At 35.4% G+C, this 12,225-nt stretch carries 15 protein-coding genes; 6 read left to right on the top strand and 9 right to left on the bottom strand.

Annotation, left to right across the window (positions count from 1 at the left end; genetic code table 11):
- On the bottom strand, nucleotides 1-305 hold a 305-nt coding region (locus CM19_RS01420; protein ID WP_048098648.1), incomplete at its 3' end, for an ATP-binding cassette domain-containing protein.
- A gap of 233 nt (nucleotides 306-538) precedes the next feature.
- Between CM19_RS01420 and CM19_RS01415 the strand changes: the two genes are divergently transcribed.
- The 3 genes from CM19_RS01415 (at nucleotide 539) to CM19_RS13510 (ending at nucleotide 2,256) form a co-directional block, all read left to right on the top strand.
- Nucleotides 539-1,030 carry a PaREP1 family protein gene (locus tag CM19_RS01415; protein WP_048098647.1) on the top strand — a complete coding sequence of 164 codons (492 nt, stop codon included), beginning with the start codon at nucleotides 539-541 and terminating at the stop codon, nucleotides 1,028-1,030.
- Between the two features lie 118 nt (nucleotides 1,031-1,148).
- Entirely contained in the window at nucleotides 1,149-1,994 is an 846-nt protein-coding gene (locus tag CM19_RS01410) for an alpha/beta hydrolase-fold protein (RefSeq protein WP_048098646.1), read from the top strand.
- Nucleotides 1,995-2,175: 181 nt separating this feature from the next.
- Complete coding sequence (locus CM19_RS13510; protein WP_081801171.1) at nucleotides 2,176-2,256, top strand: ATP-binding cassette domain-containing protein; 81 nt, start codon at nucleotides 2,176-2,178, stop codon at nucleotides 2,254-2,256.
- A gap of 888 nt (nucleotides 2,257-3,144) precedes the next feature.
- On the opposite strand, the gene CM19_RS01405 is transcribed toward CM19_RS13510, so the two are convergent.
- Both CM19_RS01405 and CM19_RS12465 read right to left on the bottom strand, forming a co-directional pair.
- Nucleotides 3,145-3,528: a PIN domain-containing protein gene (locus tag CM19_RS01405; protein ID WP_048098645.1), complete on the bottom strand. Its 384-nt coding sequence runs from the start codon at nucleotides 3,526-3,528 to the stop codon at nucleotides 3,145-3,147.
- Entirely contained in the window at nucleotides 3,492-3,728 is a 237-nt protein-coding gene (locus CM19_RS12465; RefSeq protein WP_052349403.1) for a hypothetical protein, read from the bottom strand. Before CM19_RS12465 ends, CM19_RS01405 begins: the two co-directional genes overlap by 37 nt.
- 206 nt (nucleotides 3,729-3,934) lie before the next feature.
- On the opposite strand from CM19_RS12465, the gene CM19_RS01395 reads away from it, so the two are divergent.
- Nucleotides 3,935-4,273, top strand: coding sequence for a hypothetical protein (locus CM19_RS01395; protein WP_048098644.1), 339 nt, complete (start codon nucleotides 3,935-3,937; stop codon nucleotides 4,271-4,273).
- Nucleotides 4,274-4,617: 344 nt separating this feature from the next.
- Here the strand turns inward: CM19_RS01395 and CM19_RS13395 are convergent, their stop codons facing one another.
- Nucleotides 4,618-4,746: a hypothetical protein gene (locus tag CM19_RS13395; RefSeq protein WP_268744922.1), complete on the bottom strand. Its 129-nt coding sequence runs from the start codon at nucleotides 4,744-4,746 to the stop codon at nucleotides 4,618-4,620.
- A gap of 454 nt (nucleotides 4,747-5,200) precedes the next feature.
- Here CM19_RS13395 and CM19_RS01390 point away from each other — a divergent pair, with 454 nt between their 5' ends.
- Nucleotides 5,201-5,638 carry a hypothetical protein gene (locus CM19_RS01390; RefSeq protein WP_048098643.1) on the top strand — a complete coding sequence of 146 codons (438 nt, stop codon included), beginning with the start codon at nucleotides 5,201-5,203 and terminating at the stop codon, nucleotides 5,636-5,638.
- Between the two features lie 475 nt (nucleotides 5,639-6,113).
- On the opposite strand, the gene CM19_RS01385 is transcribed toward CM19_RS01390, so the two are convergent.
- The 3 genes from CM19_RS01385 to CM19_RS01375 form a co-directional block, all read right to left on the bottom strand.
- On the bottom strand, nucleotides 6,114-6,884 hold the full coding sequence (locus CM19_RS01385) for a glucose 1-dehydrogenase (protein WP_235185589.1): 771 nt from the start codon (nucleotides 6,882-6,884) through the stop codon (nucleotides 6,114-6,116).
- A 333-nt stretch (nucleotides 6,885-7,217) separates the two neighbouring features.
- Nucleotides 7,218-8,207 (bottom strand): mannonate dehydratase, encoded by a 990-nt coding sequence (locus tag CM19_RS01380; protein ID WP_048098642.1) that lies wholly within the window; start codon nucleotides 8,205-8,207, stop codon nucleotides 7,218-7,220.
- Nucleotides 8,208-8,340: 133 nt separating this feature from the next.
- Nucleotides 8,341-8,673, bottom strand: coding sequence for a DsrE family protein (locus tag CM19_RS01375; RefSeq protein WP_048098641.1), 333 nt, complete (start codon nucleotides 8,671-8,673; stop codon nucleotides 8,341-8,343).
- A 174-nt stretch (nucleotides 8,674-8,847) separates the two neighbouring features.
- On the opposite strand from CM19_RS01375, the gene CM19_RS01370 reads away from it, so the two are divergent.
- A complete protein-coding gene (locus tag CM19_RS01370) occupies nucleotides 8,848-9,597 on the top strand; it encodes an SDR family oxidoreductase (protein WP_048098640.1) in 750 nt (249 codons plus the stop codon).
- Between the two features lie 174 nt (nucleotides 9,598-9,771).
- Here CM19_RS01370 and CM19_RS01365 read toward each other — a convergent pair whose 3' ends face one another.
- Together CM19_RS01365 and CM19_RS01360 are read right to left on the bottom strand one after the other, a co-directional pair.
- Complete coding sequence (locus CM19_RS01365; RefSeq protein WP_235185588.1) at nucleotides 9,772-11,313, bottom strand: AMP-binding protein; 1,542 nt, start codon at nucleotides 11,311-11,313, stop codon at nucleotides 9,772-9,774.
- Nucleotides 11,310-12,065, bottom strand: coding sequence for an N-acyl homoserine lactonase family protein (locus CM19_RS01360; RefSeq protein ID WP_048098639.1), 756 nt, complete (start codon nucleotides 12,063-12,065; stop codon nucleotides 11,310-11,312). The genes CM19_RS01365 and CM19_RS01360 overlap by 4 nt, the downstream gene beginning before the upstream one ends.
- Nucleotides 12,066-12,225 lie beyond the last annotated feature (160 nt).

Below are 12,225 nucleotides of genomic sequence, written 5' to 3'. Positions count from 1 at the left end.
TTTCCATATATTCTCCCCAAGTCTGTTAGATATTCGTAGACTTTTACTTCCTGAGGATGATATATCGTTGTGAATATTGCAGACATTCTTTCGTAGACTTTAGGATTATTCCACGGATCCTCTCCAAAGACCTCTACTTTTCCTGAGGTCTTCCTTAGAAGACCGGAGAGTATCTTAATAGTTGTAGTTTTCCCTGCACCGTTTGGTCCAATAAAGCCAGTGATAGATCTGTTATCGACGTTGAAAGTAACGTCTAAGATTTGCCTTTTCTCAAAGGATTTCGTAAGTCCTTCGGCAATTATCATTAGATTATAAATAGAATAACATTTTTATCTTTTTTTATCTTACTGAATGTTTGGGACTGACCTCCCAAAGGGCGAAGTTTTCAGTTGTAAAGATTCAACGTGGTTCGAATATTACCTTATCTGAAGAAAATGATTATTTTCCTATGTGTATTCTGACCATTTCACCTTTCTGAGATAATTGGATATGCGTGAAGCAAGCGTATACTTAAATAAACCTCAAATAATAATTACATATGACTTCAATAGACATTCCAGAAGGAATTTACCTTGAATTAAAGAAAAAATCAGAAATTTCCAACAAGCCTATTGAGGATATTCTTACTGATATCGTCCTTAGCACACTAAATACGGAAGAGGAAATAAGAGTTCTTCAGAGTCTTAGTTACGAAATGGAGAAAAGAGGGGATCTCTTAGAGGAGAAAGGTGATCTAGTAAGTGCTGGTGAGGCATACTGGAAGTCCTTATCTTTCATCTTGAAGGCAATAGGATTAAGGCTCGGTTTCGAGATCTCAACATATCAAGATTATTTCTCCATTATTGACTACCTTTCATATAAGACGGGAAGAAATTCTCTTATTGTAGATTTTCTAAATTCTGAGAAACTCCATGGAGAATTTCATCCTAGACCCCAGGATGACAATTCCTTTACTATTAGGCGTTCGCATCTAAAGACCTTATTAACAGTTTTAAGACAGATGATTACTCAGACAGAAATCACATACTGAACTATTAATATAAGCATAAAAACTTCTGAACTTCATCTCTGTATTTTTTTTAATACTTAGCTTTAGTTGTGATAGTAACATCCGAAAGTTTTCTAAAATCTCTAACGTTATATAAATTATGGAGTTTGAGAAGATATCCCTTGATGGGAAAGAGGCAATTATTATGCGTAAAGGAAAGGAGAATAAGCTTATAGTAGTCTTAGAGCCTTATGGTTTTCATCCGGGTAAACCGTTCCTCAACTTGATAGATATACCAGAAGGTTATATGGTTGTAGAACCAGACGGTTCTCTCGGTAAACCATGTAACTTTGTCTCAAAGGACGATAGGTTCTCTAACCTTATGAAGGGTTCGTGGTTTTATGGAAATTATTCGGATGTTGTCCTTAGAGTTATTGAAAGGTTCGCAAAGGAAGTGAATCATGTAATTTTAGCAGGTGCCTCAATGGGTGGGTGGGGAGCTCTAAATATAGCCTCTAAATATCCAGAAAAATTTGATGCAGTAATAGTCTCTTCAGCCCCTTCAATGTTCGGAAAATCCTTCTTCAACGTTAAAGGAAATTCTGAGTTGTTAGCCAAGATGATGGATTCAGATAAGGACACTGCAATAGCATATTTTACGGACATGTTAGAGACAATGGATAACCTATTCTCTGAAGGAAAGTTATTATCTACAGTGAAAATTGATAACGAAAAGGTCTCGCTAGACGAATCCCTATATTCGGCTTGGAAAAAGGAATTTCCTATAAATAAGGTAAACAGCGACTTATCTAAAACGAAGCTATTTATCTCTGTGAACTGGTTTGATACAACTACTATGCTATCTAATGAGAAACTGCACGAAAAACTCCGCGAGATTAACGTTGCTCATGAATATCAGGTTTTTCTCGGAAAGAAAAAGGGTTCTCACTATTACGGTATGATAGAAGGAATTAGAAGAGGAATGGAGTTCTTGAAATCCCTATAATACCCTTATTTTAACCGAGAGTGAAGGACGTAGGACTCAGCCGTTGCCAATAGTTTCGCTTAAACAGGGACAGTCATATGCATTCAATGACAATTTTTCCATAGTGAATAGCAATGAATTCAGAGGCAGTTACTTTAACAAACATTTATAAGTTCTATGGAAGGTTTGCAGTTCTAAAAACATGAACATTAAAATAGATCAAGGAAAAAAGGTAGCTATAGTGGGACCAAACGGTGCGGGTAAGACAACCATGTTAAGATAATTATGGATATAATAAAATCGAACTCTGGAGATGTAAAAGTCTCTATTGATAAAGAGAAAATTGGTTATTTACCGCTTGTCTCTAGATGGTACCTTTAGGTCGTTTAGTGCGTTTCAAGGTATCCTCTAGGGCTTTCTCTTCATTTAAACCTTTCTTGATAGCACATCTAACTCCAATGTGGGATCAAGGAAACTGGATTAACGGTAAGGGTCCCTTTGGATATCACCCTATCTTTGTGCAATGCACGGCATTGATGTGGGATTCATCATAGAAGCACATCCAAAAACCTTTATCTATCCTAGAACCATAAACAGTTTTACAACTGAAAGCCTCGCTCTTTAGAGCGGGGAGGAGGTCAGAACTCCAAAACTCTATAACTTATCCTCATCATGAGGTTATGGATGTAATATATTTTCCCTAAGACTATCAAGGGTTAAATCTACTAAAGTGAAAGAAATGACCTTGGAATGATGTGAGAAACTAGATATTGACTGTAACTCCTTTAAAATGTGGTTATCTTGAGGTGAGAATAAGTTAGTTTGACTTGCAGTTACTATAGCAAAGAACCCTTCATTACTAATTTTAGACGACCATAAATATGATAGATGTATCAAGGAAAGGCTACTGTGGAATATAATAAAAGAATTTAGAGGAACAACGATCTTGGTCACCCATGTCCTTTACGAGTTAAGGTTAGCTAACGGGGTTTATTTCTTGTTGATGAAAAATAATGTTTGAAGGTGTCTATGACGCTCTGCAAAAACTTATAAGAGAAAGGGGATACGGTCGAGATATGGAAAGGAGATATTTATAGCTCTTGGATCATTGAAAGTAAAGAGGAACTTTGTGAGATATTCTTCTACATTTTGAATTTAATAAGACAGACTTTTAGGGATCTCTAGTCTTCGCTACGTCACTAAGCCTCTCAAAGTCCTTGTCTTTAGTCACTATTACCCAACCAAACTTCTTTGAAATTAAAGCTAAGTAAGCGTCAGTAGGGTCTACGTGTCTTTCAACAATATAATAAACAATATCTCTCACATCGTCTAAATCGAAGCCTGACAATCTTGCCCTTCGTAATAGTATTGGGAGATTTAATATCTCGTTTAAGTAGCCCATAGCCCTCCTCTTTTCTCCTTTCCCTGCATAGTAATTATACTGTTCAAGTAGGTAGTTCATCAGTTCTATTAATACTGGTAATGTTACTATTCCTTCAATTTCTTTCTTTGAAATTATTACGTTTGTGTCAAGGACTTCACTACGTTCTTCCATGACGCTTTCAAAGCCTCCTCTTCGTTAAAGTCCAGACTTCTAGATAAGGCCTGTTTCTCGACGTCCTTTAGTTCTTCAGCTACTACAGAGTAAGGTGTGATTATAACCATACCGTTAAACTCAAAGACAAACACCTTTTTCCCAGAGTACCACTTCCCTAAGTATACCCTTCCTTGTTTATCAACAACCTTTTCATCCATAATTTAATAGTGGATGACATTCCAATATAAACCTTTACCACTCTTCCTATGGAAGGAGATACTAAAATGATTTAAGAAATTTTATACATCACTTCTAGTATTAAAGTAAGTATTTTTAGTCTGTTCTTTATATGTATTCAGTGTTAAATAGTACTTATAAGGAGGGTTTTAAACACGTTTTTAAAAGGAAACTGTAATATAAGCATATGGACAAGTACTATTTAGCACTTTTAGGAGAAGCTGGAGCTACTGGTCTAGCTAAGGGTATATATCTGGTACGTAAAAATGAAAGGTTCTTTAGAGCTTACAAAAACGAGTTAAGTCACTGGGAGTATTTTAAGCAGTTCAAAAAGAGCTATTTAGAGAAACCCACATATTATGGGCTCCTAATTTTAGGTTTAGTAGTAGGCTTAATGGAAATGCGTGTAATAAAGAAAGTAGTTAATAAGGTTGAGAGCCAGGCATTAGACTTCTATTATAAGAACTTCGAAATCAAAGGGAGGATAGCTGAGATAGTTGAGGATGAAAAACATCATTTCCTCTAAAGGAATGGTATCTTAACTAGTTCCTCGTCAAATTTCTTCATTTTTTCACTGATAAGTTGATTATACTCTTTCTCGTTCATTAATGAGTTGTTTTTAGCAAACCGTAAGGGCACTTATATTCCACTCTCAATCAACTTTCCTATACTTTTGGGCACCCAAACCTCTTTTCCTTTTAAGGAAAGTAGGTATACCTTTTCTGTCTCTACCTTTATCCTCCCATTAATCCTTACTGAGTCCCCCTCAATATAACTCTATATAGTGTGAATTCTGCAACTCCTCCCTTATCATCAAAAACCTATCTTCATATCCGAAAACCTTTATTTTCTCGCTCTCACACACCTTGACTACTTGAGATAATATCTCTCTTCCAAACTTTTGCACCTAAAGTTCAGTTCCTTAAGCTGTTCACCTTCTACCTCAAAATACTCTACACTCACCGTCTTATCCTTAACCTTATAAACTCTCTTTATCACTGTACCTTCATCCCCATCTAATTCAGCTTCTATGTACTTAACGCCGTTATCAGCAGTTTTGCTTATACTGGGACATTTTTATGCATTTTATAATTTTCCCTTTCAAGATACTTATATATTCTAAAAATAATATTAATTTATCTCAGATATGGATAGGTCCCGAAGAACGCACTTTGAAAGACTGAAGGATAAGGGAGGAATTAAGGATGTGCTGGTTTTCCCACAACCCTAGTGGTGTTGGCGAGTTATCCCGCTAATGGATTGTGATAATGATCTTTTTCAGAACGTTGTAAAGTCCAAGGATTTCATGAATCAACCAATAAATCTCCGTAAAATCCAAACCCATTAAAATGTAATTGTCTGAACAGGAAGACCAGCAGATAAAAGGATGAGACTTCAAGGTAATCAGCATCTTTCTAAAAAGCTAATAATAAGGTTAGTCTAATGTTTTCCTATGGAGAAAAGGAAAGTGATGGATAGTAAGGTTACAAAAATTGCGAGGGGGCTAAACAGGTTAGTTCGACAGTGCCATTTCAATAATGTATATTATTCTCCTGACGGTATTCCAATGCCTAAAATATATTTGAGAGAATTCAAGGTTAACGAATTACTAGAACTACTCAGAAGGGAGGAAGTAAATCTTGTTAAAAAGGGAAAATTTCTAGAGATGGAAATTAAGGAGGAAGATAACATTATTATGATTAAGGAAAAACTAAGGGTAAGAAGTAAGTTTATACCGCCTAATTCTCCTCTTCTAGCCTTATCCATTAGGTTACTTATCCACGAAGAATTTACAGAAGCTGAAATCAATTATGTTGGGAAGGAAAAAATAATTTTTCACTTAACGAACGATCATAGCGCTTCAGATAAACTCACTATGGTAAAGTCTTAAATGTCTCTGCGTTTGAATACCCCCAAAATTTTACGTAAAACTTACTTTCGCCATAAATAACAGTTCAGGTTCTACGGATATAGTTTCCTTTTATATCACATGTTTGAAAATTTCGCATTTTAAGGCGATGATAAAGCAAAAAGTAGGATTAACAAGTTCTTGACTCGGTGTATATAGATAATAAACGGTAAGGGATTAAGAAGATCTAAGACAGCTAGTCCTATACCTGAAGAAGTAGGAGAAAGAATACCCAACAATTTATTCTCAAACAATATAAAATATTGTGTTTATTTCATAGTAGGTAAAAGAGATTCCTAGAGAAACAATTCCAAAGGAAAAGACCCTAGCAAGTTTTACAACTGAAAGCCTCGCTCTTTAGAGCGGGGAGGAGGTCAGAAGATGGACAAAAGGTATACTTATTTTTAGTTTAAACTTTAAGTATTTGCTATAAAAAAGAGATCTTTTGCTGGATCATTTAGGATTTTGGAGTACTTATAGGTATCTGATTGGTAAGACCTCCGTCTACGACAATTGCTTGACCCGTAATAAACGAGGATAGATCAGAAGCAAGAAATGCTACAACGTTGGCCACTTCTTCTGGAGTTCCTACTCTTCCAAGCAGATGAGCCTTTCCCCATTCCTCAATCTTCTCCTCAATCCTCTCCTTTCCTACTTCAAGTTCTGCAGCCCATTCAAGGAGAGGCGTTCTAATCGAACCCGGAAGAACAGCGTTGCATCTTATATTAGGGGCAAAGTCTAGGGCTATGGACTTCGTTAACATTAGTATTCCTCCTTTACTTGCAACGTATGCCGATGCCCTTCTAGTTGGAGTTAAGGACTGTACAGAACCAATATTTATGATAGTTCCTTTCCCTTTCTTTAGCATATAAGGAATGACGTATTTGCTCATTAAGAACGCACCCTTAAGGTTAACGTTAATTATTTCGTCCCATACCTCCTCAGGAAGCTCAACAACGTTTCCATAAAGTTCTTTTCCAGCGTTATTTACTAATACATCTATTTGACCAAATTCATTAATGCTTCTATCAACTGCATCCTTAACTTCAAGAGACTTAGATACGTCACACCTTATGAAGAGAATATCCTTTAATCGTGGTGGGAATACATCGATGATTACAACTTTCATTCCTAAATCTAGGAACTTTTTAGCTATACCTTCTCCAATACCTTTGGATCCACCAGTTACTATTGCAACTTTATCCTTTAATCCATAATCAATTGACATTAGATCAACCCTAACTTTTAAGACGAGGTAAAAGTTTTTAAAATCTAAGACGTGAGACCTGTAACGTCCTTTGATGGGTATTAGCAAGGTTGTTTAAAGTTAGCTAAGTAACTAAAAACTTCTCTAAATAGAGGAAATCAGTTAACCTTATCGTAATATGAGGAAAAAAGGTGAAAGACGGGAATTAAAAAAATATGATACATCACTAAACCTTAATAAAATAAACGTTGGTCAAGGAGTTAGGAGAAATTTAACATGCTTACAAAGAAAATATGGAGTAATATACCTTCGCGCTGGTCTTCCTTAAACTTAACCAAGTTAGAGATGAAACCTCTAGCTCTTCTCGTCATCAAGTATTCCCCTAAATAGTCCTTGTATATAACCTATAGCATGAAGTCTAGCTAAATAAGAATAGCCTGGAACGATCTCCTTATCTCCTGTTAATGTAGGAGTATGATCCGTCCTCATAATACCATCAAATTTAATTTCACGGTAAGCTCTAGCAACTTTTACTAAATCTGTTTTTCCTTCATCAATGAAAGTCTCTACAAAGTTATACTTATTTCCCTTGACGTCTCTAAAATGAACGAAAAATATCTTGTTGTTAAAATGCCTTATTGTAGCTGGTAAATCGTCTGTCATTAACGTAAAATTACCTTGGCATAAAGTTATTCCATTGTAGTCGCTCTTTTTTAAAGATAAAAGTCTATCGTAAGATTCGACTGAATTCATAATTCTAGCTACTCCTCTTACCTCATCTACAGGTGGATCATCTGGGTGCATTGCTAACTTTACATTGCTTTGTTCAGCTATTGGAACTATATAATCTAGGAAATCCTTTAGAGATTTCCAAAGAGTAGAAGAGTCTACTTTCCCAAAATAGGGGGGAGGATCTTCTTTAAGATCGTCGTGAAAGTAACCAGTTACCCTTGAACCTCCTCGTCCTGCAAGCCCAGTTCTTGTTCTTATCCAACCCAATGGCATCCAATTATAACACCAGAGTTCAATCCCTAATTTTCCCATATTTTCTATCATTTTTGCTATTGCGTCTAATTCCTCCTCTTTACCTGGAAGACCCAGTTTCACCTTTGTCATGGGAGGATTGTCCTCTATCGCCACTAACTTTAACCCGTTTTCCCCTAGCATCCTTTTATATTTTGATAGGGAAGAGTAACTCCAAGGCGTGTCAATGCTTTCCTTTCTCCAGTCTGGTGGACTTCGAGGAAGCAGTCCTACAGCTTCTTTTACTCCTACTTGTTTTAACCAGTCCCAAAAAGGGACAGGAGACTCTTCGAGAATTATTTCCGCAATCCTCGGAAACATGAAAAATATTATTCCGACTAGTATTTAATTTTATGATTTATAGTCCATCGAAGTCATGATTAACGGTGAAAAACATGAAAATTTTACGATAAAACCTTTATTACTTTCGTTGTTAATTTCTTCTTTAAAATTGTTAGACAGTGATAACTTCATATCCTTGGTTTACGTAAAGCGCGACTCTCTCCCCCGCAGGCATTAAAGGAACTCCCATCTTCTCTAGATCTGGCCTTATTTTCAAATTATCTGCTATCCCTACACATGCAGAATCTACAGCCTTCATATCTAGGAGTTCTTGAAACATTTTCTTGATATCACCTTCTAGTTGAGTTAACCTCTTTTGGCTCGGACCGAAAAAGAGAACCTTAACGTCTTCGTATCTCTTGTTTTTTGCTGAACTATATGCCATTCTTATTGCTAGGTCAGCTTTCTCATCTCCTGACATTATTAGAAATAGGGTTTTTGCCATAATTTTTACCCGGACTTCTTTCTACGTAAAAACTTAAAAGATTAACTATCTATTAATAATAAAATAACTAAAAATAATTCTAAATATCGAGATTATTTATATTGATTTTATTTTAAAAATTTTTCACATATAAATGTGAGATAACGCTTTATTTCTTTGTGTAAATAAATCCTTATGAATAGAGTTGTAGTAGTCACCGGTGGAACAAGAGGAATTGGAAGATCAATAGCCGAAAAGTTTCATTCTTTAGGAGATACAGTCTATGTACTTTTTAGTACCTCAGAAAAAGAAGCTAAGGCACTGAACGATAGAGGAATCTTGACGATAAAATGTGACGTATCATCAAGGTCTCAACTTGAGGAAGCATCATCAAAGATCAAGGAACAAGAAGGAAAAGTAGATGTCTTAGTAAATAACGCCGGTTTATGGTATCTTATGCCTTTCGAGGAATTTAACGAGGAAAAGTATAGGAAAATGTTAGAAGTGAATCTTAATGGGGTGATATACTCCACTCTTTCCTTTTTACCGCTAATGAAAAATAGAGGAGGATCGATTATCAATATAGCATCAAATGCAGGAATAGGAACTGCAGCTAATGGGACAACGTTCTACTCAGTTACTAAAGCTGGTGTTATAATGCTTACTAAGAGATTAGCATTCGAACTAGGAAAATATAACATCAGAGTTAATGCAGTAGCTCCAGGATGGATAGAGACAGATATGACAATTGGAGGAAAGAGCGAAGAAGAAATACAGAAATTGAGGGAATACTTTCAGCAAAGAACAGTTCTACACACTACGGGAAAGCCTGAAGATATAGCGAACTTTGTGGTATTCCTAGCGGGGGAAGAGTCTAGATATATGACAGGACAAGTACTTGTACCAGATGGAGGAAGAATTGATAATCTAACTCATAGTATCTAATTTTTTTGAATATATATTTTTATTAAAATTAAAATATAAAATTTTAAGAAAATTTTATAATGATAAAAAATTGTAAAATCTCATAGGGTTAAGCTGAAGAACTCTCTGGAGGATCTAGAACTTTTTCATAATATTGAAGATAATTTTAAATAAGATGAATGAATATTAATTTTTTCATTTGGTGTTTTCCTCTTCCTTAAACGTTCTTCTCATTATCTTACCTGAAGGTGTTTTAGGAATATTACTTACGAACCTTATCTCTCTGGGAACCTTGTAAGGGGCAAGGTTTATCCTACAGAAATTAATTATATCCTTTGCCAATGCCTCTGACTGTGTATAACCGTCTTTAAGCTTGACATATGCAATTACTGCTTCACCTCTATAGGAATCAGGCATCCCTACTACAGCAACCTCATCGACTGCCTTATGTTTATATATAATTTCCTCTACTTCTCTAGGCATTACTTTAAATCCAGAAGTATCGATAATATCTTTTTTCCGATCTATAATGAAAACCCAGTTTCCAATAATCTTGCCGACGTCCCCGGTCGGTAGCCAACCATCCTTAAATTCACCCTGTTTCCAATATCCTTTAACAACTTGTGGTCCTCTAACGAAAATCTCATCGTCTTCTCTTATTTCTATCTGAGTCTCATATACTGGAATCCCAGAGCTTACTATCCCATTATCTACTGGTAATTTTCCGTCATAAGGGTATGGCCATAAGGTGGCAGGTGAAGTAGTCTCCGTTAATCCCCAAGCCATGTATATGTAACTTCCCACTTTCTTTTTCCATTCTTCTTCTAAAACCTCTGGCATTGGCATTCCCCCTGAGGACCACATCCTCATGCTCGATAAATCTTGCTTATCTAATGCGTTTAACATCCCCCTATACGCCGTGGCGACTGACATTGTTAATGTCGTTTTCTCATCTTCCACGTATTGTAGCGCTAGATTTGGATCGAAACGAAAGAGTGTGGAGATTGAAGATCCGGACAATATAGAAGTTGTAATGTGAAATATTTGTCCAGTTATATGAAAGAATGGGGCAATCCCTAAAACTTTATCCTTACTGCTAAAGGCAAACCAATCCTTATATATAAAACTTGACGCATAAATGTTAGAGTGGGTTATCGGAACACCCTTTGGGATTCCAGTTGTTCCGGAAGTATAAACTAATAGCGCTATATCTGATGGTGATAAATTCCTTTTGATTCCGTTTTTACCATTAAATTCCAACATCTCCTCACAATCATCGTTTAATTTCCACTTTTCCTTATACTCATAAGGTATTTCAAAAAAGGTATTAGGATTTGTAGTCATTAGTTCAATCCTATCGTGCTTAGTAGATTCGCAAGAAGCTATCATTAATTTAGCGTTAGAGTCTTTGATTAAGAAATCAAGTTCGCGTTTCGAATACAGAGGATTTACTGGTAAAACTATTCCTCCAAGATTCCAAATCGCATATTCTGCTATAATGAACTGCGGTATATTTTGAGTAGAGAGTATTACAACGTCCCCTTTGTTAATCTTTTCAGAGAGTTGTCTAGAAACGCCGTTTACCATGTTAAATAGCTGTCCATAAGTTATTTCTCTTTTAAAAAATGATAATGCTACATTATCTCCATATTTATTTTTACTTTCTTCTAAAATATCAGGCTGTGTTCTAAAATTATATACTTCCTTATTCTCTGTTCCGATTATCGTCTTAATCACCAATTAATTCTATATACATAAGGTGCATATTCTTTTTTGGAATAAAACTGAACGTCATGACCTGGAAATACTTCAGCCTTCTTAATTATCGATAATAGTTTTACTTTATCTGCAGATTCACCCCAAAGAGCTGTACTCCAGTCGAAGCCTTGTTTTTTCTTTGTCGGAAATATGTTTTCTAATGTATATATCGCATCGCTAACAAAAATTACACTTTTTTCGTTGGTATCTATCTCTAATCCTTGTGTTCCTGGAGTATGGCCAGGTAATGAGATTATTCTAATTTCGTCAGTAATTTTGTAGTCCCCACTTATCATGTTGTAGTCTAAATCTGGGAAATCAAAATCCTCCCTATGATAAACATCTTTATAGAACCAGTCAGGATAATACGCGTACCTTAATTCATCTTTTTGGATGATGATCGGAACACCTTTTAATGCTCCTAAAAATCCAGCGTGATCATAATGCAAATGAGATATTATTGCAAGGTCTATGTCCTTAATGTTTAGGTTAAGCAATTTAAGCTGATTAGGTAATAGATTTTCCTCCTTTTGCGTAGTATTTAGATCTTTCATAATAGGATATTTTTTCCTTGCATCTGGTCCAGTATCAAATAAAATTTTCAGATCTCTATATTTTATAATAATACCTACTATAGGAACTTTAATCATTTCGTTCTCATTACCAGCTACTAAAATATTTTTAGGATGAAAGTTATATCCGTAGTCTAGAAGAGAAAATCCATCCTCCATTTTAAACCACTTTTAACATGTTTAAATAACTTTAAATGTTGAACTTTTAAAATACATGTTTTACATGTAAATGGAACATGTTAATCGTTCTGTCCTTAATTTTCAATCCTAAAATCTAAAAATAAAGTTAGGATCCTTTTAAGATATGTCTTTAATGTAA

It is taken from the genome of Candidatus Acidianus copahuensis (assembly GCF_000632495.1).
GTDB classification, from domain to species: domain Archaea; phylum Thermoproteota; class Thermoprotei_A; order Sulfolobales; family Sulfolobaceae; genus Acidianus; species Acidianus copahuensis.
Note: the sequence above shows the minus strand (reverse complement) of the source record. Positions and strands in the feature narration are given on the sequence as shown.